Annotated in this window: 23 protein-coding genes; 16 read left to right on the forward strand and 7 right to left on the reverse strand. The window is 58.2% G+C overall.

Going from position 1 to position 24,369, the window contains the following annotated elements:
• The first annotated feature begins 1 nt into the window (after window position 1).
• From betI to HW561_RS01730, 5 genes are all read left to right on the forward strand, one after another.
• Window positions 2-574, forward strand: a complete 573-nt coding sequence (gene betI / locus HW561_RS01710; protein ID WP_176861494.1) for a choline-binding transcriptional repressor BetI — start codon at window positions 2-4, stop codon at window positions 572-574.
• Window positions 571-2,079, forward strand: coding sequence for a choline-sulfatase (gene betC / locus HW561_RS01715; RefSeq protein ID WP_176861495.1), 1,509 nt, complete (start codon window positions 571-573; stop codon window positions 2,077-2,079). The genes betI and betC overlap by 4 nt, the downstream gene beginning before the upstream one ends.
• 85 nt (window positions 2,080-2,164) lie before the next feature.
• Entirely contained in the window at window positions 2,165-3,823 is a 1,659-nt protein-coding gene (gene betA / locus HW561_RS01720) for a choline dehydrogenase (RefSeq protein ID WP_176861496.1), read from the forward strand.
• A gap of 54 nt (window positions 3,824-3,877) precedes the next feature.
• Window positions 3,878-4,525, forward strand: a complete 648-nt coding sequence (locus tag HW561_RS01725; protein ID WP_176861497.1) for a thermonuclease family protein — start codon at window positions 3,878-3,880, stop codon at window positions 4,523-4,525.
• Between the two features lie 100 nt (window positions 4,526-4,625).
• Window positions 4,626-4,865, forward strand: coding sequence for a YdcH family protein (locus HW561_RS01730; protein ID WP_176861498.1), 240 nt, complete (start codon window positions 4,626-4,628; stop codon window positions 4,863-4,865).
• Between the two features lie 56 nt (window positions 4,866-4,921).
• On the opposite strand, the gene HW561_RS01735 is transcribed toward HW561_RS01730, so the two are convergent.
• Complete coding sequence (locus HW561_RS01735; RefSeq protein WP_176861499.1) at window positions 4,922-6,322, reverse strand: helix-turn-helix domain-containing protein; 1,401 nt, start codon at window positions 6,320-6,322, stop codon at window positions 4,922-4,924.
• Between the two features lie 65 nt (window positions 6,323-6,387).
• A complete protein-coding gene (locus HW561_RS01740; protein ID WP_176861500.1) occupies window positions 6,388-7,593 on the reverse strand; it encodes a multidrug effflux MFS transporter in 1,206 nt (401 codons plus the stop codon).
• A 183-nt stretch (window positions 7,594-7,776) separates the two neighbouring features.
• On the opposite strand from HW561_RS01740, the gene HW561_RS01745 reads away from it, so the two are divergent.
• From HW561_RS01745 to HW561_RS01755, 3 genes are all read left to right on the forward strand, one after another.
• On the forward strand, window positions 7,777-9,309 hold the full coding sequence (locus HW561_RS01745) for an acyl-CoA carboxylase subunit beta (protein ID WP_176861501.1): 1,533 nt from the start codon (window positions 7,777-7,779) through the stop codon (window positions 9,307-9,309).
• 219 nt (window positions 9,310-9,528) lie between these two features.
• Entirely contained in the window at window positions 9,529-9,906 is a 378-nt protein-coding gene (locus HW561_RS23830) for a DUF6497 family protein (RefSeq protein ID WP_268952711.1), read from the forward strand.
• A 136-nt stretch (window positions 9,907-10,042) separates the two neighbouring features.
• Window positions 10,043-10,396 (forward strand): hypothetical protein, encoded by a 354-nt coding sequence (locus tag HW561_RS01755; protein WP_176861503.1) that lies wholly within the window; start codon window positions 10,043-10,045, stop codon window positions 10,394-10,396.
• Between the two features lie 80 nt (window positions 10,397-10,476).
• Here HW561_RS01755 and HW561_RS01760 read toward each other — a convergent pair whose 3' ends face one another.
• Window positions 10,477-11,628 (reverse strand): DcaP family trimeric outer membrane transporter, encoded by a 1,152-nt coding sequence (locus HW561_RS01760; RefSeq protein WP_176861504.1) that lies wholly within the window; start codon window positions 11,626-11,628, stop codon window positions 10,477-10,479.
• 650 nt (window positions 11,629-12,278) lie between these two features.
• Between HW561_RS01760 and HW561_RS01765 the strand changes: the two genes are divergently transcribed.
• Window positions 12,279-12,482, forward strand: coding sequence for a hypothetical protein (locus tag HW561_RS01765; RefSeq protein WP_176861505.1), 204 nt, complete (start codon window positions 12,279-12,281; stop codon window positions 12,480-12,482).
• A 116-nt stretch (window positions 12,483-12,598) separates the two neighbouring features.
• Entirely contained in the window at window positions 12,599-14,644 is a 2,046-nt protein-coding gene (locus HW561_RS01770) for an acetyl-CoA carboxylase biotin carboxylase subunit (RefSeq protein ID WP_176861506.1), read from the forward strand.
• Window positions 14,645-14,732: 88 nt separating this feature from the next.
• Here HW561_RS01770 and HW561_RS01775 read toward each other — a convergent pair whose 3' ends face one another.
• Window positions 14,733-15,179, reverse strand: a complete 447-nt coding sequence (locus HW561_RS01775; protein ID WP_176861507.1) for a DUF4174 domain-containing protein — start codon at window positions 15,177-15,179, stop codon at window positions 14,733-14,735.
• A gap of 168 nt (window positions 15,180-15,347) precedes the next feature.
• Between HW561_RS01775 and scpA the strand changes: the two genes are divergently transcribed.
• The 6 genes from scpA to HW561_RS01805 all read left to right on the forward strand — a co-directional run bounded on the left by scpA (window position 15,348) and on the right by HW561_RS01805 (window position 20,833).
• Window positions 15,348-17,474, forward strand: coding sequence for a methylmalonyl-CoA mutase (gene scpA, locus HW561_RS01780; protein ID WP_176861508.1), 2,127 nt, complete (start codon window positions 15,348-15,350; stop codon window positions 17,472-17,474).
• Between the two features lie 127 nt (window positions 17,475-17,601).
• The gene (locus HW561_RS01785) at window positions 17,602-18,204 is read left to right on the forward strand and encodes a VOC family protein (RefSeq protein WP_176861509.1); all 603 of its coding nucleotides are present in this window, start codon (window positions 17,602-17,604) and stop codon (window positions 18,202-18,204) included.
• Window positions 18,201-18,689 carry a GNAT family N-acetyltransferase gene (locus tag HW561_RS01790; protein ID WP_176861510.1) on the forward strand — a complete coding sequence of 163 codons (489 nt, stop codon included), beginning with the start codon at window positions 18,201-18,203 and terminating at the stop codon, window positions 18,687-18,689. The genes HW561_RS01785 and HW561_RS01790 overlap by 4 nt, the downstream gene beginning before the upstream one ends.
• A gap of 45 nt (window positions 18,690-18,734) precedes the next feature.
• Window positions 18,735-19,415 (forward strand): molecular chaperone DjiA, encoded by a 681-nt coding sequence (locus HW561_RS01795; protein WP_176861511.1) that lies wholly within the window; start codon window positions 18,735-18,737, stop codon window positions 19,413-19,415.
• 4 nt (window positions 19,416-19,419) lie between these two features.
• Window positions 19,420-20,421 (forward strand): endonuclease/exonuclease/phosphatase family protein, encoded by a 1,002-nt coding sequence (locus HW561_RS01800; RefSeq protein ID WP_176861512.1) that lies wholly within the window; start codon window positions 19,420-19,422, stop codon window positions 20,419-20,421.
• A gap of 37 nt (window positions 20,422-20,458) precedes the next feature.
• Complete coding sequence (locus tag HW561_RS01805) at window positions 20,459-20,833, forward strand: hypothetical protein (RefSeq protein ID WP_176861513.1); 375 nt, start codon at window positions 20,459-20,461, stop codon at window positions 20,831-20,833.
• Window positions 20,834-20,845: 12 nt separating this feature from the next.
• Here the strand turns inward: HW561_RS01805 and HW561_RS01810 are convergent, their stop codons facing one another.
• From HW561_RS01810 to HW561_RS01820, 3 genes are read right to left on the reverse strand one after another with little or no spacing between them, the layout of a single operon-like run.
• Window positions 20,846-22,390: a Ppx/GppA family phosphatase gene (locus HW561_RS01810; RefSeq protein ID WP_176861514.1), complete on the reverse strand. Its 1,545-nt coding sequence runs from the start codon at window positions 22,388-22,390 to the stop codon at window positions 20,846-20,848.
• A 49-nt stretch (window positions 22,391-22,439) separates the two neighbouring features.
• Window positions 22,440-23,129: a P-loop NTPase family protein gene (locus tag HW561_RS01815; protein ID WP_176861515.1), complete on the reverse strand. Its 690-nt coding sequence runs from the start codon at window positions 23,127-23,129 to the stop codon at window positions 22,440-22,442.
• The gene (locus tag HW561_RS01820; RefSeq protein ID WP_176861516.1) at window positions 23,130-24,203 is read right to left on the reverse strand and encodes an AI-2E family transporter; all 1,074 of its coding nucleotides are present in this window, start codon (window positions 24,201-24,203) and stop codon (window positions 23,130-23,132) included.
• Between the last annotated feature and the right edge of the window lie 166 nt (window positions 24,204-24,369).

A 24,369-nucleotide genomic window follows, 5' to 3' on the forward strand; every position in this document is an offset into this window, starting at 1 on the left:
GATGCCTAAAGTCGGAATGGAGCCAATCCGCCGTGATGCGATCGTCCGGGCGACGATTGCCGAGTTGGGTGTGCAGAAATCCCTCGATGTTACGGTTAGCCAGATTGCCAAACGCGCGGGTATGTCCAGCGCGCTTGCCCATCACTACTTCGGTGGCAAGGAGCAGATTTTCCTCGCAGCGATGCGTCAAATTCTTGCGGATTTCGGTCAAGAGGCGCGGGCAGAGTTAAAAGCAACTGCGCCCGAAGATCGGGCTCAGGCGATCATTCGGGCCTGTTTTGCACCATCCTGTTTCACGCCGGATGTGATCGCAGCCTGGATGACTTTTTATGTGCTGGCGCAAACCAATGATGATGCCCTGCGTCTGTGGCAGATCTATCAGGCGCGTATCCGGTCCAACCTGACCTTTGCGCTGCGCCCTTTGCTCAGTGATCCGGGCCAGGCGGCCGAGAGTATGATTGCCCTGATCGACGGGCTTTATATTCGCGCCGCGCTGAGCGCTCCGGAAGAGCCGCAACTGGCCGTCAACCACGCGACACGGATTCTCAAAACACTGCTCGAGGCTGAAAAATGACAAACCCGAACATTCTGATCCTGATGGTGGATCAGCTGAACGGAACCCTCTTTCCCGATGGTCCCGCTGACTGGCTTCATGCGCCGAACCTGAAGAAACTGGCCGAGCGGTCCACGCGGTTTGCGAATGCATATACAGCCTCGCCGCTTTGCGCGCCGGGTCGGGCAAGTTTCATGTCAGGGCAACTGCCCTCGCGCACGGGCGTGTATGACAACGCGGCCGAGTTCCGCAGCGATATCCCCACCTACGCTCACCATCTGCGCCGGGCGGGGTACTACACCTGCCTGTCGGGCAAGATGCACTTCGTGGGCCCCGACCAGTTGCACGGGTTCGAGGACCGCCTGACGACCGACATCTACCCCGCCGATTTCGGCTGGACGCCGGATTATCGCAAGCCGGGTGAGCGGATCGACTGGTGGTATCACAACATGGGGTCGGTCACAGGCGCGGGTGTCGCCGAGATTTCGAACCAGATGGAATACGACGACGAGGTTGCCTATAACGCCACGGCCAAGCTTTATGATCTGGCGCGCGGCAACGATGACCGACCCTGGTGTGTGACGGTCAGCTTCACGCACCCCCATGACCCCTACGTGGCGCGGAAGAAATACTGGGATCTCTACGAAGATTGCGAGCATCTGCTGCCCGAGGTCGCGGATCTTGGCTACGACAATCAGGACCCGCATTCCAAGCGGATTTTCGACGCGAATGACTGGCGCAGCTTTGACATCACCGAAGAGGATATCCGCAAATCCCGCCGGGCGTATTTCTCCAACATTTCCTACCTGGACGACAAAATCGGCGAAATCCTCGAAGTGCTGGAAACCACCCGGCAAGAGGCGATCATCCTGTTCGTTTCCGATCACGGCGACATGTTGGGCGAGCGGGGCCTGTGGTTCAAGATGAACTTCTACGAGGGCTCGGCCCGTGTGCCGCTGATGATATCTGCGCCTGATCTGCCTGTCGGTCGGATCGATACACCGGTATCGACGATCGATGTCGCGCCGACACTGGGTGCCCTCGCTGGCGTGGACATGGCGGAAATCGCGCCATGGACCGATGGCGAAGATCTTTTGCCTTTGGCCAAAGGGGTTGAACGCACTGCGCCGGTGGCAATGGAATACGCTGCCGAGGCGTCTTATGCGCCGCTGGTGTCCTTGCGTTACGGCAAGTGGAAATACAATCGGTGCGCTTTGGACCCCGATCAACTGTACAACCTGGAAGATGATCCAAAAGAGCTGAACAATCTGGCTGACAGCCCGGAACACGCGGGCACGTTGGAAACCTTGCGCGCCAAATCCGACGCCCGATGGGATCTGGAGCAGTTCGACGCTGATATCCGTGCCAGCCAGGCACGTCGTTGGGTTGTGTACGAGGCGTTGCGTCAGGGCGGCTACTATCCATGGGACTACCAGCCGCTGCAAAAAGCGTCCGAACGGTACATGCGCAACCACATGGATCTGAACACGGTTGAGGACAGCCAGCGTTTCCCGCGCGGCGAATGACTTTGTAATCTTTCGGAAAATTCCCCTGCCGGATGCGACGACTGTATCGAAAACCCGGGTCCGGCGGGCACAGGAGAGTTGAGAAATGGAAGCAGATTTCGTCATCGTGGGCGCAGGATCCGCCGGTTGCGCGATGGCTTACCGACTGAGCGAGGCCGGGGCCTCGGTTCTGGTGATCGAACATGGTGGCACTGATATGGGGCCGTTCATTCAGATGCCCGCAGCGCTCAGTTATCCGATGAACATGTCCCGCTATGACTGGGGCTACCAGTCCGAGCCCGAGCAGCATCTGAACAATCGCCGACTGGCCTGTCCGCGTGGTAAGGTGATCGGGGGGTCATCCTCGATCAACGGGATGGTCTATGTACGCGGCCACGCGCGCGACTTTGACACCTGGGCCGAGATGGGTGCCGAAGGATGGTCTTACGCAGACGTGCTGCCCTATTACAAACGTATGGAAACCTGGCATGACGGTGGTCATGGCGGAGATTCGACCTGGCGCGGAACCGACGGACCCCTGCATGTATCGCGCGGCCCGCGAGATAACCCTTTGTTTCAGGCCTTTGTCGATGCCGGACAGCAGGCGGGATACGAAGTCACCGGCGACTACAACGGTGAAAAGCAGGAAGGCTTTGGCCCGATGGAGCAGACCGTCTGGAAAGGGCGGCGCTGGTCGGCGGCGAATGCCTATCTGAAACCAGCACTCAAGCACGAGAATTGCGACATTGTGCGTGGTTTGGCCACGCGCGTTGTCATCGAAGATGGCCGCGCAACCGGGGTTGAGCTAGTGCGCGGCGGTAAAACGGAAATCATCCGTGCCCGTCGCGAGGTGGTTCTGGCCGCATCATCGATCAACTCGCCCAAACTGCTGATGTTATCGGGGATTGGCCCCGCTGCGCATCTGGCGGAACATGGGATCGAAGTTATTGCGGATCGCCCGGGCGTTGGTGCGAACCTTCAGGATCATCTGGAACTTTATATCCAGCAGGCTTCGTTGCAGCCGATCACGCTGTACAAGCATTGGAACCTCTTCAGTAAGGGTCTGATCGGGGCGCAATGGCTCTTCACCAAAACCGGCCTTGGGGCATCGAACCAGTTCGAAAGCGCGGCCTTCATTCGGTCCAAGCCGGGTGTGGAATATCCTGACATTCAGTATCACTTCTTGCCCATTGCCGTGCGCTATGATGGTCAGGCAGCGGCGGAAGGGCACGGGTTCCAGGCCCATGTTGGCCCGATGCGTTCGCCTTCGCGGGGGGCGGTCACATTGCGTTCTGCCAAGGTCGAAGACGCGCCGGTGATTCGTTTCAACTACATGAGCCATGAGAGCGACTGGGAAGATTTCCGCAGCTGTATCCGTCTGACGCGCGAAATCTTTGGGCAAGATGCTTTCAAACCCTATTCGGGCAAGGAAATCCAACCCGGCGCCGACGTGCAGTCGGACGAGGCATTGAACGGTTTCATCGCCGAACACGCCGAGAGCGCCTATCACCCGTGCGGCACTTGCCGTATGGGACGTGCGGATGACAAAAACGCAGTTGTTGATCCGCAAGGCCGCGTCATCGGCGTGGATGGTCTGCGTGTTGCCGACAGTTCAGTCTTTCCACAGATCACCAACGGCAACCTGAACGCGCCGTCGATCATGGTAGGTGAAAAAGTGTCCGACTCCCTGTTGGGCAAAGACCCTTTGCCGAAGGCAAATGATCGTCCGTGGATCCATCCCGGATGGGCGACCACACAGCGTTAACCTTTCTTAGCAGCCCCCGTTGAATACGTCCGCTATTGGGCGCATATCGGGGGCATGTTAAGAATTTGTTTAGCTTTTGTTCTCGCCCTTCCATCGATGATCCAAGCCGCTGAACGGCTTCAGGGTCAGGTGAAGGTCATTGATGCGGATACGTGGGATGTGGGCGGCACCAGGGTCCGATTGCATGGCATAGACGCGCCTGAACTGGATCAGAACTGCAAAGATTCCCACGGCGCCGACTGGGCGTGCGGCGCTTGGGCGACGCAAGTGGTTCGTCAGCAATATCAGGGGAAGGCAGCAGAATGCGTTCCTCTGGACCGGGACCGATACGACCGCATCGTCGCGCGTTGCGGGGTCGGCGGCGGGGATGTGGGGCAAGAGATTGTTCTGAACGGCCTTGCCTTTGCCTACCGCAAATACTCAGGCGATTACGTTGCCGCCGAAAGCAAGGCCGTATCCGATCAGTCGGGACTGCACGCGTCCTATGTTCAGGTGCCTTGGGTGCATCGCGCGTCAGGCAAAACGCAGCCGTCCCCTTCCTGTCAGATCAAGGGAAATATCTCCTCCAAAGGTGCGCGAATTTATCACATTCCGGGGCAGAGATACTATTCCAAGACCAGGATCAGCGCGGGCAAAGGCGAACGTTGGTTCTGTTCCGAGGCTGAGGCCCGCGCCGCGGGATGGCGCGCATCAAAACGTTAGAACTTGCCGGTTTCCGAGAGGAACTTGATCCGCGTCAAAGAGGTATGATGTCATCATCTTTACCACTGGGTTGTAACGATAGATGAAGGAGCGAACAGGAATGTCTCACACCCCGCATGAACTGGCCGAAGAATTCCCCGACAAGGTCGAACTGATGAGCCAGCTCAAGCAGTCGGACGCGCATTTCTCCCGGCTGGCCGACGAGTACCATGAGGTAAACCGCGTGGTGCACAGGGCCGAAACGAATGTCGAGCCGGTGGAAGAACTGGCCGAGGTTGACCTGCGCAAAAAGCGCGCGGCACTGAAAGACGAAATCTGGGCCATTCTGGCCAAAGCCTAAAAGCCATTGGGCGGCGGGGGTCTGGCGCCCTCGCCGAAGGCTATTGGATAGAACTGTTAGGTGACTTCGTAAGGCAACGTGCCGCGGGTATGTGCGTCTATGGTCAGACGGCGTTCTAGCGGTGGAACCGACCGCTGGTGGCATGTCTGTCGTTCGCATATGCGGCAGGAAATGCCGATAGGTTCGTAAGCGCTGGCGTTATTGATGTCGAGGTTGTCGGCATAGACCAATGCCGGGGCGTGACGCACCTCGCACCCTAGGGCGATAGCATAGCGGCGCACAGGAGCGCCGAACGACCCACCCGATTTCGAAACGTCCCGCGCCAGTGAAATATACCGTACACCATCCGGGGTTTCCGCAAGTTGCAGCAGGAAATGCCCCGGCGTTTCAAAAGCGCGGTGCACGTTCCACAGCGGGCAGGCACCGCCAAAGCGCGCAAACTGCAGACGCGTGGCCGAGTGGCGCTTGGTGATCGTTCCGGCCTGATCGACCCTGACGAAAAAGAACGGAATGCCCTTGGCACCCGGTCGTTGCAGCGTTGAGAGACGGTGCGCGATTTGCTCGATCGAGGCGCCGAACCGGTTGCTGAGCAATTCCAGATCATGGCGGTCTTCCTGGGCGGCTGCCAGAAAGACAGTATAGGGCATCAACGATGCGCCGGCAAAGTAGTTTGCCAGACCGATCTTGGCGATGGACCGTGCCTCGTCACTTTGGAACTTGGCGAAATCCAGCGTCGCTTCAAGCAGTTTGTCCTGACTGATCAGCGCGACCTGCAACAACAGCTGAAAAACCTGCGTCTGCGGCGCGGCGCGAGAAGACAGGCGCAATATCCTGCTTTCGGCATCGTAGCTGCGCAAAGATTCGATGTCTGAAAAAATGACCTGAATGCCCCGTTCTGACAGGCTGTTCAGTGCAGCCTGACGGATGCCGCCGGGACCTTCGGCGCGGTTTGCAAACAACTCGGCGGCGCGATCCATCGCATCGATGTAGTTGTCGCAGTAATGAAAGAAATCGCGGACTTCCTCCCAAGGGCTGGCCTGCATGCGCGCATCTTCGCGCCCCAATGCTTCGTCCAGTGACGCAAGCCGCTCGTGGGTCTGGCGATAGGTTCTGTGCAACTGGATGAATGCGCGGGCAAGGGCCGGGGCATTCGACGCGGTCAGGCGCAGGTCCGCCAGCGGGGGCAGGGTGTCTGCGAAGACCGGATCGGCCAGGGCCTCGCGCATGTCCGAAACCAGGCGCTCGCTGTCACCGGTGCTAAGCTCGGTGACATCCATGCCGAATTCCTGCGCCAGCGCCAGAACAACCGTGGTCGAGATCGGACGGTTATTGTTCTCCATCTGGTTCAAATAGGGTAGCGAGACGCCGAGTTTTGCAGCGAATTCCCGCTGAGTCAGGGTCAGGCGCGTGCGCATCTCGCGCAATTTTGCACCGGCATAAAGCTTTTGGGTGGCCATGGCGTGCCTTTGCAACTTTTCTTTGGCGGTAAGCTAACTTTGCAAACCCTCGGGGGCAAGTCGCCTTAAAGCCCCAATTGCCGTTCGCGCCTGATGACCGTGGTGATTGCGGCAATGGCCAAGAGTGCCGTTGTCAGCATCAACCAAAGCAGTGGCATCGCGCCGGTCTCTTTTGTCAACAAAACCCCGGCCAGTGCACTCAGCCCCGCGCCGCCACCCAGCATGATGGCGCCACTCAGGCCGGACGCGGTCGCGGCCAAATGAGGGCGCACCGACAAAGCACCCGATGTTGCGTTCGGAATAGTCATGCCGTTGCCCACGCCCACAAATGTCATAAAGCCAAAAAAGCTGAGCGCCGTGCCAAACCCGGCCAGAAAAATCACGGCGGAAAGGGCCACGCCCAAGGCGTTCAGCACACTTCCCCACAAAACCATCCGGTTCACGCCGAACCGCACTGAATATCGCCCGCTGACGAAATTGCCCGCAAAGTAACCGACAGCAGGCGCGCCAAAATAGATGCCAACTTCGGCCGCGCTCAGGCCAAAAAGCTCGGTTCCAATAAACGGCGCGCCGCCGAGATAGGCAAAGAACGCGCCAGAGGAAAAGGCCGACGACAACGAATAACCCCAGAACCGCGGGGATTTCAGCAACTCGGGGTATTCTCTGAATTGTTGCACCAAGGTCTTGCCACTTTTGGCAGAGGTTTCCCCGAAGTCTGTGTAGGTCAACGCAAGGGTCAGGGCCCCAACGGCGAAGGGCAGCCAGAAATTGGCTTTCCAGCCAAAGCTCTCTTCCAACAAGCCGCCGATGGCCGGACCGATCATGGGGACCACGGCCATACCCATGGTCACGTAGCCAATCATGGACGCCGCTTGGTCCTGATCATAAAGATCCCGCACTGCCGCCCGGCTGAGAACCATGCCCACGACGATAACTGCCTGAAACATGCGGAAAGCCAAAAAGACCTCGGCGTTGGGTGCGTATATGCATCCAAGTGTAGCCACCAGAAATAGGGACAGCCCCCAGAGCAATACTGGCCGACGCCCCGCCTTGTCCGCAATTGGACCGATCAGGATCTGCAGGATCGCGTTCACCAGTAGATACAGCGCAATCGATAGCTGCATGACCTTGTAATCGGTATCGAAATACAGGGCCATGTTTGGCAGGCTTGGAAGGAACAAGTTCATGCTCAGGGCGGACAGCCCCGAGAGCAAAACAAGTGTGGCAATAGAGGGTGGCGTACGGCGAGCCGTAGACGAGCTAAACTGCATGGTTCACATGTATAGACAGGGAAATCGGGATTGCCAGACACCAGATCATATCAGGTTGAAACTTAGCAAGTTTACACTTTGTCGAAATGTGGTTGCCAAAAATTTGCAAATTTGCTGAAAATTCCTTTGGCCGCGACGCCACACCGGATAGTGTCCGGTCAAATTTTACAGGGGATCATCGTCATGAAAGACATCCTTTCCGAGCTTGAAGAGCGCCGTAACGAAGCCCGTCTGGGCGGTGGCCAAAGGCGGATCGACGCGCAGCATGCGCGGGGAAAGCTGACTGCGCGTGAGCGTATCGAACTGCTGGTGGATGAGGACAGCTTTGAAGAATTTGACATGTTTGTCAGCCACCGCTGCACTGATTTTGGAATGCAAGATCAAAAGCCTGCGGGCGATGGCGTGGTTACCGGCTGGGGCACCATCAACGGTCGCATGGTCTATGTCTTCAGTCAGGATTTCACGGTTTTTGGCGGCTCATTGTCGGAAACGCACGCGCAGAAGATTTGCAAGATTATGGACATGGCGGTGCAGAATGGCGCGCCTGTGATTGGAATCAACGACTCTGGCGGGGCGCGAATCCAGGAAGGTGTCGCTTCGCTGGCGGGCTATGCCGAAGTGTTCCAGCGCAACATCATGGCCTCAGGCGTGGTGCCGCAGATCAGCGTGATCATGGGGCCGTGCGCCGGTGGTGCGGTTTACAGCCCGGCGATGACCGACTTTATCTTCATGGTCAAAGACACCTCGTACATGTTTGTGACCGGACCCGAGGTTGTGAAAACCGTCACGAACGAGGTCGTCACCGCCGAAGAACTTGGGGGTGCATCGACCCACACCAAGAAATCCTCAGTCGCGGATGGCGCGTTTGAAAACGATGTCGAGGCGCTGGCCGAAGTGCGGCGCTTGGTGGACTTCCTGCCGCTCAACAATCGCGAAAAGCCGCCCGTTCGTCCGTTCTTTGACGAACCCGGCCGGATCGAGAGCTCGCTGGACACGTTGATCCCGGACAATGCGAACACGCCTTATGACATGAAGGAACTGATCACCAAGGTGGCGGACGAGGGCGATTTTTACGAAATTCAGGAAGATTACGCCAAGAACATCATCACCGGCTTCATCCGTCTGGAAGGTCAGACGGTGGGCGTTGTTGCCAACCAGCCTATGATTCTGGCCGGGTGTCTGGATATCGACAGCTCGCGCAAGGCGGCGCGGTTCGTACGGTTCTGCGATTGTTTTGAAATCCCGATCCTGACGCTGGTGGATGTTCCGGGATTCTTGCCAGGGACGTCGCAGGAATATGGCGGCGTGATCAAGCACGGGGCCAAGCTGCTGTTTGCTTACGGCGAAGCGACAGTGCCAAAGGTGACCGTGATTACTCGCAAGGCTTATGGCGGGGCCTATGACGTGATGGCGTCCAAGCATCTGCGCGGCGACTTCAACTATGCGTGGCCCACGGCCGAGATCGCGGTGATGGGCGCCAAGGGTGCGACCGAGATTATCCACCGCGCTGATCTGTCCGACGCCGAGAAGATCGCACAGCACACGCAGGATTACGAGGACCGGTTTGCCAACCCGTTCGTCGCCGCCGAGCGTGGTTTCATCGACGAGGTGATCATGCCGCAATCGACTCGCCGTCGTGTCTCCAAGGCGTTTGCCAGCTTGCGTGGCAAGCAGCTGAAGAACCCGTGGAAAAAGCACGACAACATCCCGCTTTAGGCCTCTGGGGTGGGTTGCCCCACCCTAACCCCATTTTTGGAAAGGTTCGGCGGAGCGTTAACAAAATGCCTGAAAAAAGGGCAAGTTTGACAAGAGCCGCTAGTTAGTTGAATGATCCGACCCATCAGACATAGAACCGCGCAGGCCAATAGCACTGCGCGCGCGACCCCGGAAGGAGGAGCCCGCCGGTGGCGGGTCCGGGGTTGCGCCATTGGTTTGATGCTTTCCGTTCTTTCCACATCTGGTTTTGCTCAGACAAGCGCTCTGTTACCGGTTCCCTCGGGGCAGCCGGTTGAATTGAGCGATGTCCTGTTGGACAACAATCCCGGCGAGCTGTGGCTGCGGTTCCGCTTTATCGCGCCAAAGATAGGCGCGTCGATCGGACGGATCGGCTATGACGTCGCCTCAACGGACATGGAACATCTGTGCCAGACGTTGGTCGTTGCCTATGTCGCCCAGCATCAGCTGGAACCCGCGCGGGTGGTTGTGTCGCTGTCCGACCGCCCCATCGAATTCGGTGATGCTGCCCCGGATGCAACACAGTTTTTCGAAGCCTACCGGCTGGAGCAATCCCGGTGTATCTGGGAGGGGCTCTGACCATGACTCACAGCATTCATGATCTCAGAGCGTTTCAGATCAACGGTGCGGCTTTGGAGGTGCGCGACATGACCCCATCCTTAAGCGGATGCGATTTTTCTTTCTCTGTGAATACGTTAGTGGCTGAGGTGTCGGTATGCTGAAACATCGCGGATTTCCCGGGCGTTTGGCCGGCACCGACTTTCAATTTATCGTTCGCCGTGCCAATCCAAAGGGTGTCACCCCGTTAAGTCGGCGTGAGAGATTCCGGGATCGCAGACCGGCAGACCGGCGTGCAGACGCCGCCTTCATGCAGGCACTTTGGGAGCATTTCGGAGATCAGCCTTTTGAGCGCGGTAACCTGGACGCAGGCCGGCTCAGCTGGCTATTCGAGCGCGAGGTCATTCCGGCAGAAGACCCGTTTGATCCGGCAAGTTATGATGCTTTGTTGGTGATCGATCTGGACGCGGCGCGCGCGTCTTTCCCCGATATCTTCGGTGGGGTGGCCTGACCATGCGCAGGCTGGCGTCACACATTCCTATCCGCGAGGATGTAACCCTGCCCGATAACGGGCAGGGCCGGTATGTGTCGTCAGAAGTTCAGCTGAGCAGCAACCTGAACGCGGTTGCCGTCAAAATCCCGCCCGGTGATCACATCGTTCCGTTCTCCATAGATGTACTCGGCGCTGAGCGTCAGATTGTCGGTCGCTTTGTAAAAGGCGTTTACGTGAATCGTTTCCAACTCGGTGAACGACAATGTGCCAGTCGAGGTCGGCAGGTCGTAATCTTCGCGACCGTAGGCGATGCCGACGTTCCATTTTTCACCCAGATCTTGCCGGAACTCGACAGTGAATCCGTCCACGTCGTTGGCCTGCCCGCCGACGATGGGATCGCCAAGACCGATCAGGTAGGGACCAATGGCTTCGCCATTGACGTAGTTGACTTGGAACAGGCCACCTTGCCAGGGTCTGATCGAGCCGGACAAGGTAAAGCCGGTCTGATCAACTTCGACATCGCCGGATTGCGCTTTGCCGTACAGGGCCGATGCGCGGGCAATGTAGGTTCCGTCATTGTATTCCGCCGATGCAGTCAGGACCGGATCATTCGAATTCGATCCGCTGACGTTTTCTTCAACCGAAACCGCAAATGTTGTGTTGGTCCCGAATTTGTTGCTGTAGCGCACCTGTGGAACGCGGGCAAAAGCAATACCGACCGGACCGTTGAATTCAACCGAGGTCGGATAGGTGTCCAATGGCTGGAAGTTGGTCCAGTACTGGCCAATAAGCCAATTGTCCCCGATCGTGATATTGGCGTGGCGCAGGCGCAGTTCAGCAGTACCGTTCGAGGCGAACAGGTCCAATTCCAACTGGCCGCCGATCTCACCGATGCCACTCGGGGTGCTGGTGCGCAGCCCGATGCGCGACTGACGGACTGTAGCGCCGAATGTCCCGGTGGTGGCAGCCGAGGGTTCGCCGATGACGTTCACAAAAGCGGTATCGCCCTGATCGAATTCGAAGTCATAGAAGAAGTCGGCCTTCACGTAGCCGTAGACATCCAGAACGGTGTTTCCGATTCTGAAATCACCGTTAGCCGGGCCGGCACTGTTGGCCTCAAGCGCTTCAACCCGGGCGCGCAGGGCGTCGAGTTCGGCCTGGTTTGCGACATCTTCGGCAAAAGCCAGCGTGCTGGTCACACTAAGAGCAGAGGCAGCAAGCAGGAGTGCCTTTTTTCTCTTTATAATCATGTGGTTGTTTCCTTGTGTGCGAGTGTGCACAAACACCGTTCCACGCAACGGATTGTGAGGGAAATCACGAGAACGGGATGTGAAACGCCAAATCTCTCAAGGAAACGTGTGATTAAATCCAAGGTTTTTCACGCAAGGGTGAACAGATCGGTTAACCCTATGTGTGTGAATAATATTTCTCTGACGGCACAATCGATGGATTGTGATGTTGCCGGTGCAGAAACTCACATTGGTCGGGGAAATTGTAACGGCAACGTGACCGCTTCGGACGTGAACGGTGTATGGCGGATGACATTTGGTGTAGGCGCGAATCTGCGCGGGATTTCGCCGGATGGGCGATTTCCAGCCGGAATCTCAACTGGAAACAATACTTTGTTTGCGGCCTTGATTGTACTGTGCATGGTGGCTAGGCCGTGCGGCTCTACTTTGCCTGCGCCGCACATGCACCTACTATTCCGTACCCCTTCCTTCCGCGGGCAGGCTTGTGTTCCCCACATTGTCCTGCCCGCGTTTTTCTTTGCGCGTGTTTCAGTCATAAAGCAGCAAAAAACTGCGCAAAGTAGGGTTTATCGACGTCTGTTATTGAATAACAACGCTCGGTTCCGGCATCTGCCCCTAAATTCATCAAGAAACCTAAAGGGGCAGACGACATGCAAATCTCACGACTTTTCCTTGTTATGGCAACCTGTGCAGGCCTTGCCGCCTGTGGCGATACCACTGGTGAACAGGCGTTGCTTGGCGGCGGCGCAGGGGCGGTGGGGGCGGCGGTCCTTAGCGCCGACCCGCTGTTTGGCGCTGCGATCGGTGCCGCGGGCAACGTGCTATACTGCAAGACGCAGAACACCTGTAACTAACGATCAATTCAACGGGGCGCGCATCGTCCCGTCCGTCATCGCGCATCACGCCGTCGTGGGGTCAGACACCATGGCGGCGTTTTGCGTTTCCAGAACACCAAGACAAAGGACGTTCCATGTTTAACAAGATCCTGATCGCCAACCGGGGCGAGATTGCCTGCCGTGTCATCAAGACGGCGCGTAAAATGGGAATCAGCACGGTCGCCATCTATTCGGACGCGGACCGTCAGGCGCTGCATGTCGCGATGGCGGATGAGGCTGTGCATATCGGCCCGCCGCCCGCCAACCAGTCCTATATCGTGATTGACAAGGTGATGGACGCCATTCGCCAAAGCGGTGCGCAGGCGGTTCATCCCGGCTATGGTTTCTTGTCGGAAAACTCCAAATTTGCCGAGGCACTGGACGCCGAGGGCGTGGCCTTTGTCGGCCCCCCGGTTGGTGCGATTGAGAGCATGGGCGATAAGATCACCTCGAAGAAGATCGCGCAGGAGGCAGGCGTTTCGACCGTTCCCGGCTATATGGGGTTGATCGAAGACGCTGAAGAGGCGGTGAAAATTTCCAACCAAGTCGGCTATCCAGTAATGATCAAAGCCAGCGCTGGCGGCGGCGGCAAAGGCATGCGGATCGCGTGGACCGACGACGAGGCGCGCGAAGGCTTCCAGTCATCCAAGAACGAAGCGGCGAATTCCTTTGGGGACGACCGGATTTTCATCGAGAAATTCGTGACACAGCCGCGCCATATCGAAATTCAGGTGCTGTGCGATAGCCACGGCAACGGCATCTATCTGGGCGAGCGTGAATGCTCGATTCAGCGCCGGAACCAGAAAGTCGTCGAAGAGGCGCCGTCGCCGTTCCTGGACGAAGCCACCCGCCGCAACATGGGCGAGCAGGCCGTGGCCTTGGCCAAGGCCGTGGGATATGCCAGCGCGGGCACGGTGGAATTCATCGTTGATGGGGAAAAGAACTTTTATTTCCTCGAAATGAACACGCGTCTGCAAGTTGAGCATCCGGTGACCGAGCTGATTACCGGCGTCGATCTGGTTGAGCAGATGATCCGCGTCGCAGCGGGTGAGCCGCTGTCGATCACGCAAGATGATGTGACGCTGACCGGCTGGGCCATCGAAAACCGTCTGTATGCGGAAGATCCCTATCGCGGCTTCCTGCCATCCATTGGCCGTCTGACCCGTTATCGTCCGCCGCAGGAAATTGCGGCTGGCCCCTTGTTGGTGAACGACAAATGGCAGGGTGATGCACCCGCAGGCGACATGGCTGTACGCAACGATACCGGCGTCTATGAAGGCGGCGAGATCAGCATGTATTATGACCCGATGATCGCCAAGCTGTGCACATGGGCGCCAACGCGGGATCAGGCCATCGAAGCGATGCGCGTGGCGCTGGACAGTTTCGAAGTTGAAGGCATCGGTCATAACCTGCCGTTCCTGTCAGCCGTGATGGATCATCCCATATTCGTCAGCGGTGACATGACCACCGCGTTCATCGAAGAACAATACCCCGATGGGTTCCAGGGCGTCGAACTGCCTGAGGCCGAGTTGCGCCGGATCGCCGCCTCGTGCGCCGCAATGCACCGCGTGGCCGAAATCCGTCGGACCCGTGTATCGGGCCGGATGGACAACCACGAACGCAAGGTTGGCACGGAATGGGTGGTAACCGCGCAGGGGCATGAATTTGCGCTTGCCATAGATGCCGATCATGAAGGCTCGACCGTGACATTCGATGACGGCGCGGCTTTCCGGATCTCGTCCGACTGGACGCCGGGGGATCAACTGGCCATTCTGGATGTGGACGGCAGCCCGCTTGTCCTCAAGGCCGGGAAAATCTCGGGCGGGTTCCGCATCAGAAACCGTGGCGCGGATTTCAAGGTGCATGTTCGCACCGCACGTCAGGCCGAACTGGCCAAGCTGATGCCTGAAAAACTGCCACCGGACACATCGAAAATGCTGCTCTGCCCGATGCCGGGCCTGATCGTGAAGGTCAATGTCGAAGTCGGGCAAGAGGTGCAGGAAGGGCAAGCGCTGTGCACCGTCGAAGCCATGAAGATGGAAAACATCCTGCGCGCCGAGAAAAAGGGCGTTGTCTCCAAGGTCAATGCAGGCCCCGGCGACAGCCTGGCGGTTGATGACGTGATCATGGAGTTCGAGTGATCCGGCTTTTGCCACATATCCCGAGGTCCCCGGCGGTTGACGTCGGGGTCATCCTGTGTGGCGCTCGGCCGCATTCAGGGCCAGAGGCTTATCCGCCTTCGCGCCGCTCGCGGATTTCACGTTCGCGCAGCGGAGTTTTGTCGATGGATCTGCCGATTTCGCGCACGCTCCAGGGCGACGGTTTGCGCAGTTTGACCACGCCATCTTTGTCGACAAACACCATTTGGAACCCGCGTGGCCGCAATTGTGACCGGATCGCTGATCGGGTCGAGGGATCTGTATCGGTCAGAACCACGACATCCCGGTCGCGCATCGCGTCTTCTCCGTCCGTCAGCATGTCGATCTGTTGTTGGAACCTCGGATCTGCCGGGGTGTCGGCAAAGACCACGATCGCGCGTTGGGTCCAGAGGAAATCGCTGAGTTCGCTGTCACCCACAGGGCGGACAAACGCATCATCAGCAGGCGCAGCCCCGTCGGCGGCCAAAACAGCCAGCGGGAATAATGCCAAAAAAACAAAGGCAAGCGTACGAGTCATGGGGCCTCCTGTTCCGATGAATATAGCTTCTGCGCGCGCGAATGCGACTGGCGAATTGCACATGACGCTCAAAATGTCGCGCGTTGCCGGGCCTGAAGGGGCGACCAAGAACACATCCACGCGCAGTCCTGGACATGCCGTGGCCCGAAATGACGAGAGGAAAGCTCAATGACCAACACAAAAGACTGGCGCGCGCTGGCCGAGAAAGAGCTGCGCGGACGGCCGCTGGACGACCTGACCACGGAAACGCTGGAAGGCATCGACGTCAAACCGCTTTACACGCAAGAAGACACGTCTGATCTGCCGCATATGGGGACGCTGCCCGGCTTTGGGCCGTTTACGCGTGGCGTCAAGGCGACCATGTATGCAGGGCGCCCTTGGACCATTCGTCAATATGCCGGGTTTTCCACGGCAGAGGAGTCGAATGCCTTTTACCGCCGCAATCTGGCGGCGGGCCAGCAGGGCGTGTCGGTCGCTTTCGATCTGGCCACCCACCGGGGCTATGACAGCGACCACTCTCGCGTGGTCGGCGATGTCGGCAAGGCCGGTGTGGCCATCGACAGTGTCGAGGATATGAAGATTCTGTTTGACGGTATTCCGCTGGACAAGGTCTCGGTCTCGATGACGATGAATGGCGCGGTGATCCCGGTTCTGGCGAGTTTCATCGTTGCCGGTGAAGAGCAGGGCCATGACAAATCCGTGCTGTCCGGCACCATTCAGAATGACATTCTGAAAGAGTTCATGGTGCGCAACACCTATATCTACCCGCCTGAGCCGTCGATGAAGATCATTTCGGACATCATCGACTATACGTCGAATGAAATGCCCAAGTTTAACTCGATCTCGATCTCGGGCTATCACATGCAAGAGGCCGGGGCGAACCTGGTGCAGGAACTGGCCTATACGTTGGCGGATGGTCGTGAATACGTTCGCGCGGCAACGCAGGCGGGGATGGATGTCGACAAGTTCGCGGGCCGTCTGTCGTTCTTCTTTGCCATTGGCATGAATTTCTTCATGGAGATCGCCAAGCTGCGGGCCGCGCGGACTCTGTGGCACCGGGTGATGACCGATTTCGGTGCGAAGTCCGAACGCTCCAAGATGCTGCGGACCCATTGCCAGACCTCGGGCGTCAGTCTGCAGGAACAGGATCCGTATAACAACGTGATCCGCACCGCGTATGAGGCAATGAGCGCCGTTCTGGGCGGCACGCAAAGCTTGCACACCAACGCGCTGGACGAGGCGATCGCCTTGCCCACCGACTTCTCTGCCCGCATCGCGCGCAACACACAGCTGGTGCTGCAAGAGGAAACTGGCGTTACCGACGTGATCGATCCGCTGGCGGGGTCTTATTACATCGAAAGCCTGACCAACGAATTGGTCGAAAAGGCCTGGGCGCTGATGGAAGAGGTCGAGGAAATGGGCGGCATGACCAAGGCGGTCGCCTCCGGCATGCCCAAGCTGCGGATCGAGGAATCTGCGGCGCGTCGACAGGCCATGATCGATCGCGGCGAAGAGGTTATCGTCGGGGTCAACAAATACCGCAAGGAAAAAGAAGACCCGATCGACATTCTGGACGTCGATAACGTTGCCGTGCGTGACGCACAAGTTGCGCGCCTTGAACGTATCCGCGCGACGCGCGATGAGGCTGCGTGCCAGTCGGCGCTGGAGGCCTTGACCACAACCGCCCGGGAGGGGGGGAACCTGCTGGCCGCTGCTGTCGAAGCCGCCCGCGCCCGTGCATCCGTAGGAGAGATCAGCATGGCAATGGAAAAGGAATTTGGTCGCCACCGCGCCGAGGTGAAAACCCTGGCCGGTGTCTACGGCGCCGCTTACGAGGGCGACGAGGGTTTCGCCGCCATCCAGAAATCCATTGAGGATTTCGCCGAAACCGAAGGCCGCCGTCCGCGTTTGTTGGTCGTCAAGATGGGGCAGGACGGCCATGATCGGGGCGCCAAGGTGATCGCCACGGCCTTTGCCGACATTGGCTTTGATGTGGACGTCGGCCCGCTGTTTCAGACCCCAGCCGAAGCCGCGCAGGATGCGGTCGACAATGATGTCCACGTGGTGGGAATTTCGTCTCAGGCCGCAGGTCACAAGACACTGGCCCCGCAACTTGTCGAGGAACTTAAAAAAGCCGGTGCCGAGGATATTATCGTGATCTGCGGTGGGGTCATCCCGCAGCAGGACTACCAGTTTCTTTTTGACCATGGCGTCAAGGCTATTTTTGGTCCGGGCACCAACATTCCCGAGGCAGCACAGGATATTCTGCGTCTGATTGCCGAGGCACGTGACTAAGCAAGAAGGGGGCATTGCCCCCTTTTTCGCCAACACCTGAGGAAATTTCTGGCAGAAGGCCCGTGCGCCTTTGCTTTTTGTTGCGCCGGAGGGCCGTGTGGTTAGGGTCAGGGTTTTAGGAGGCGCTATGGAACTGGATCATATCGCAATCGCCGGAGCCAGCCTTGAAGAGGCGACAGCGCATGTCGAAGACGCATTGGGCGTCCGGCTACAGGCTGGCGGGCAGCACGAGACATTTGGAACCTACAATCGATTGTTGGGTCTGGAAGATGGTTTGTATCTTGAGGCCATTGCCATCGACCCTGAGGCTCCCAACCCGGGGCGGCCCAGATGGTTCGATCTGGATAATTTTTCTGGTCCGCCACGCCTGACCAACTGGATTTGTAGCGTTGCCGATCTCGGGGTTACTTTGCAATCCTGGTCGGCAGAGGCAGGTCAGATCGTTGACCTCGCACGCGGAGAACTGCGATGGCGTATGGCAGTGCCGGAGACCGGGCAACTGCCATATGACAATCTGTTTCCTGCACTCATCCAATGGCAGGGTGATTTACATCCCGCCGAAATGTTGAACCCCAGTGGATGCCGGTTGCAGAGACTAAGTGTTTCTCATCCGATGGCCGACGATTTGGCGCGTGTTCTCGGGCCTATGAAACGCGTCGAGTTTCATACCGGCCCTATCGCGTTGCAGGCCGAGTTTGACACGCCGAGTGGCCCTCGCGTGTTGGAATGACGATCCGACCGGCGAGACCCGAGGACGCAAGCGCCATCGCAGGGATTACCAACGCCATCATCTCGGACACATTGGTGACGTTCACCACTGATGAACGCCATCCTGTGAGTATTGCGGCGGATATCGAATTGCGGGATTCTGCGTTTCTGGTCGCTGAGGTTGAAGGCGAAGTGGTTGGATTCGCCACTTATGGCCCGTTCCGCTCTGGCCCGGGCTATGCCGAATGCCGCGAACACTCGATACAGCTGGCGCCCAAGGCGCGTGGCAAAGGTTTGGGATCGGCGTTAATGAACAGGTTGCAAGAGGTGGCGCGCGCCGAAGGGGTGCATGTCCTGATTGCGGGGATATCCTCTGCCAACCCATCCGCCATAGCGTTTCACGCGGCCTTGGGATTTGCCAAGGTTGGTCAAATGCCCGAGGTCGGATTTAAATGGGGCCAAAGGTTGGACCTTGTTCTGATGCAGAAAATTCTTGCTCAGGAGTGATCTGTTGCACCTGACAGTTCCGAATTGGGACGCTAGGGTGCATTCATGTCGATTTGGACCCGCATATCCGATGCGCTAAGTGCGCTTGCCCAAGGCGAAAGCCTGACTGCCGTCTTTGAAAAGCTGCGTTCGCCGCCCGAACGGTCCGTGGCCTTTACCATCGCCGTGATCGCATTGGGTGCGAAAATGGCCAAGGCCGACGGGCAGGTGACCCGGGACGAGGTGACGGCCTTTCGCGACGTGTTCCAGATTGCGCGAGAAGACGAAGAGGGCGCGGCCCGGGTATTCGACATGGCCCGTACGGATGTTGCCGGGTATCAGGAATACGCGCACAAGATCTCCAGCATGTTTGCCGAGGACAGCACGACCCTTTGCGATTTGATGGAAGGCCTGTTCCATATCGCCATGGCGGACGGATTCTATCATCCGAACGAGAACGAATTCCTTGAAGATGTCAGCCGAATCTTCGGTCAGACGGACGCTCAGTTCATGGCTCTGCGTGCGCGCTTTGTACCGGACGCACCAAACGATCCGTATACTGTTCTCGGGGTGCCGCGCGACATGCCGTTGCTTGAAATTCGCAAGATCTGGCGTCAACTTGTCCGCGAAACGCATCCCGACGCCATGATGGCGCGCGGCGTGCCCGAAGAGGCGGTCCGCTTGGCCGAAAAAAAGATGATCGACATCAACCGTGCCTGGGATGAAATCAACGGCGCGCAGGTCTGAGGAGATGCGGCTGGCGACCTATAATATCGAATGGTTCGCCAACCTGTTTGACCGAAATGACAACCTCATCATCGACGACAGCTGGTCGGGCCGGCACGATGTCACCAAGGCACAACAGGTCGAAGCCATCGCCAAGGTCCTGACCGCCATTGATGCTGATGCGATCCTGATCGTCGAGGCACCCAATACCGGAAAACAACAAAATACCGTTCGCGCTTTGCAGGCATTCGCCGAGGTTTTTGACCTGCGCACGTCCAATGCGGTCATGGGGTTCGCCAATGACACGCACCAGGAACTGGCTTTGCTATTTGACCCCGATGTGGTGTCCGTACGCCATGATCCGAAAGTGGATGTGGCCGAAGCTCATGCGCCGCGATTTGACGGTGAATTTCGGATCGATCTGGATATCGACGCGACCGAGGATATCGTGCGGTTTTCCAAGCCACCGATGGAACTGGCCGTGCAAACGCAGACTGGGTTTGAATTTCGACTGATCGGCGCACATCTGAAATCGAAAGCTCCGCACGGGGCCGGATCGCGGGACGAAGCGATCCGTATATCTATCGCCAACCGCCGCAAGCAGCTGGCGCAAGCCGTCTGGCTGGCCCGCCGGGTCGAGGCGCATGTGGCGGCAGGGGAACCGGTGATCCTGCTCGGTGACCTGAATGACGGACCGGGTCTGGACGAATTTGAGAATCTGTTTGGCCGGTCCTCGGTCGAGATTGTGTTGCAGGCAGGCCTTTATGATCCTCATGCGGTTACGGCTCATACTCCGCGGCCCGGTTCGATCCCGTCGACAGCGCGGTTTGCCCGTCCAGACGAAGGCCGGTTCCTTGAGGCGCTGTTGGACTACATCATGATCAGTACGGATCTGCACGCAAGACGCCCGGCCTGGCGTATCTGGCATCCGTTTCGGGATGCGGCCTGTTGGGCTTCACCTGACCTGCGCGAGGCGTTGCTGGCGGCTTCGGACCACTTCCCCGTCACGCTGGATATCGATCTGTAGCCTTTCATGCCTGCAACAGGTTGCCTATATTCCATCCATGAAACGCATTCTGACAATCGCTGCGATCTCCGCCACACTTGTCCTGCCTGCCGCCGCGCAGGAGGACAACGGACAATCCTTGATGGAACAGGGCGCCGAGCTGTTCTTTGATGGTCTGCGAAAAGAAATGGAACCGGCGTTGGATGACCTGCTGGGATTGGCCAACGAATTCGGCCCGGCAATGCAATCTTTCTTTGCCGAGATGGGGCCGGCGATTGCGGAGCTGGCGGGTGAGATAAAGGACTGGAGCGCATATGAGGCGCCCGAGATGCTGCCAAACGGCGACATCATCATCCGCAAGAAGACACCGCAAGATCCATCCGATGACGCGGAAAAAACTGAAGAAGCGCCGGAGGGCGAGATCGATATCTGACTATCAGCCGGTTCAGCCTTTGATGATGACGCGCTGTTCGGATTTCAACGCGTTGGCGAGTGAGTTCAGTCGGGCTTCGGCCACTTCGGTATATAATGGTCTGGCGGCTTCAGGCAGGAACAGTTCAAGCTCACGTTTTTTGGGGTAGAAGCGCAACCGCCCCATTTTGGCGTCGTTATGCATCCATAACATTGCCCCAAACCGCATCGCCTTGCCCAAGATCTCGGCCTGTTTCTGGTCCTTTTCGTCCAGCAACTCATAAAGTGGCGTAAATCGGTTGCCCTCGCGCTTGTTACGATACCGGTGTTGCAGGGCCAAACCAATGAAAACCCGTTCCGAATGTTTCAGCCCGCCCAGATTGGCGCGGGTGACATTGTCAAAGCAGATCTCGGCCCGGTAATCGGGGTGCGCGCGCCAACTGACGTCATGCAGCAGGCAGGCCGCTTGAATTAGCCGCACCCGGGTCGGAGGGGCGGATTTGAACAATGGCATCACGAAATCGTACAGATGACGGCCAAAACCGGGCAGGCGGGCGTCTTTAGCCTCGGAAAAGCGGCTGGCCTCGATCAGCGGGTCGCGGTCGCGCTGTTCTTGCGACATCTGCTCGTACAATAGCCCTTCGCGAATCCCATAGCTGGAGATGGCGATATCCTTGGGCTTGAACGTTCGGATCAACCGGGCCAGCACGTCCATTGCATAGGGAACCAACGCCATGCGCGAGCTGGACACACTTGCCTGACTGCGCAGTTTTTCCGCGTCGTTTTTTTCGATGAACTTGATCGTCTCCCGAACTTGCTTGGTGGTCATGCGGTATTCATGCAGCACAACAAGCGGGTAACCCCGCCGCAGCATGTCCAGCCGCGCAAATGCGCGCCAGCTGCCGCCGACAAGGAACAGGCGATCCCGCTGCGGACCTAACTGACCTCGCAGGTCTTCCATCGTGGCCTTGATATGCGCTTTGCGCGCGCGCCGCCCGCCTTTGATGTCGCGCAACTTCAAAGGGCCCAAAGCGGATGTTACCCGCTGGCCGACCTCTCCATCGCTGATTTCAGCCAGCTCCATCGAGGACCCGCCAATGTCACAGATCAGGCCATAGGCGCCGGGCCAACCCAGCAGGACGCCCTGAGCCGACAATCGGGCCTCTTCCTGACCGTCGATCACCGCCACATGCAGACCTGTTTCGGCTTTGACCTGTGTGCAAAAATCCAGCCCGTCTTTTGCCTCGCGCACAGCGGCGGTTGCCACAACGTGCAAGCCCGGCAGATCCAGGTCCCGCGCCAATTGTTGAAACCGCCGCAAAGCTGCCAGCGCACGTTCGCGCCCGCGCGGGTTCAGGTGACCCGTCTCTGACAACCCGGCGCCGAGTTCGCACATCACTTTTTCATTGTAGAAATAAGCTGGTGACCGGGCTGCGCCGTCAAAAATGACCATCCGGACCGAGTTCGACCCAACGTCGACAACGCCCACGCGTGACAAGGCCCTGGTCCCAGGGTCATCGAACAGAGGTTTTCCGAAAGGTCCCCAATCCGGGATGTCGGTTTCGACGGTCTGATCCATGTCTTATCCAGATATTCCAGTTTCAGGATGCGAGATTGTTGGTTACGGGTCAATCACTTGTATCAACCTCATCAGAGGTCATGTTCAGAACCCGAATGGCCAGCGCGCGGGTGATGTCGCGTTTTTCAGACAGGGCCAATTGGTCCAGCTGCGCCACCACTTCGGCGGCGGTTTCAAAACGCCGATCCATATGTTTGACCAGATAGGCAATCACGTCGGGGCCGGGATAAAGCTGGCGGTCCACGAATAGCTTTGCCAGCACCGCCCCCAACAGCGCGTCATCCGGCGGATCGAGCGCGACGTGATGGGCACCTTCAACCCGGCTTTGCAGATCGGCAAGGGGTAGCTGCCAGAATTTCGGCGCTAGACGGCCGGTCATCAACAGGGCATGCCCCTCGGCCAGAACCAGATTGTGCAGGTGAAACAGCGTTTTCTGCTGCTCGATATCCCCTGCGATCATGGGAACATCTTCCACCGCCACCGCAGCACGTGCCAGTTCGGGCACGTCCTCGTGGCGTAGCGCGGCGGCCTGAATGATCCGCCCACCGGTTTCGGCGGCCCAGACATGGGCCAGATGCGTTTTCCCAGCGCCTGCCGGACCGCTCAGCACCAGTTTGTTTCCGGGCCAGGACGTGGCCGAGATCATGGCTACGGCCAGCGCATTGGCTGGAGAGACAAAGAAATCCTCGCGCCCCAGCGCAGTTTTGGCCGGTAGATCAAAGCTCAGTTGTCGGGCCATTTATTCGACGTCCTGATCCTGAGCTTCCAGCCCGGTATACAGGCGACTGTCCAGATAGACCGAGGTCGCAAAACGCGCCAGTACCCCCAGCGCGGCAGCGACCGGAACGGCGATCAGCATGCCGACAAAACCGAACAGCGCGCCAAAAACGGACAGGGCCAGCAATAACCAGACAGGGTGCAATCCGACCGAACTGCCGACCAGTTTTGGGGTCAGGAAGTTACCTTCGGTCACCTGACCCAAGGCAAAGATACCTGCAACCAATCCGACCTGGGCCCAATCGCCCCAGAACTGGAACAGCGCCAGCCCAATCGCCAACGACCCGCCAATCAGCGCGCCCAGATAGGGAATGAACGTCACCAAACCCGCGATAAAGCCAACAATCAGACCGAACTGAAGCCCAACGATCATCAAGGCTACTGCGTAATAGGTGCCCAGAATCAAGCAGACCGTTCCCATGCCGCGCACGAAAGAGGCCAGAACGCCGTCAATCTCGGCAGCCAGCCGCTTGATGGTGGGGGCATGGTCCCGCGGCAACAGCTTACCGATCCGGGCAATCATGCGATCCCAGTCCAGCAACATATAGACGGTGACAACCGGCACGATGACCAGCAGGACGACAACGTTTATCGCCGACCCGAGCGAGGCGACGACGGATTGCAGCACGTCACCAGTTTTCGACTTCAGCGTTTCGCCAAGCGACACCAGAAACTGATGCGAGCTGGACTCGCGGTCCAAAATCGACGGGAACTGCTTTTCGATGAAGCCACGCAACTCCTGAAACAGGCTGGGCATAACATCGACCAGATCAATCAGCTGGGTGACCAATGCGGGTACGACCATCAGGATTGCCAAGGCAAACCCGATAAGCCCGACCACTGTAATTACTCCGGTGGCGGCCATGCGGGACAGGCCCAGTTTTTCCAGCCGATCCGCTACGGGGTCCAGGAAATAGGCAATCGCACCACCAATGACGAACGGCAAAAGCACATCGCCAAGCGCCCACAGAATCAACACGAACACCACAGAGGCAACGCCCCAGTACCTAAGTTGATCCTTCACCGGCAAAGCCATGGCGGCCCCCTTGTTACGGCTCTTGCCAGTGTTCTTGGCCTATGGGGCGGGTTGATGCAAGCGGTTCATGGCTTTGATTTTTTGGGCGATGATCCGACGCCACAATCCGTAGCCATAGCGGTCAGAAGGCCTTCATGCCCTGACGATCCAACTCTTTATGCGCCGG

Origin of the sequence: Ruegeria haliotis (genome assembly GCF_013377785.1) — a bacterium.
Classification (GTDB): Bacteria; Pseudomonadota; Alphaproteobacteria; order Rhodobacterales; family Rhodobacteraceae; genus Ruegeria; species Ruegeria haliotis.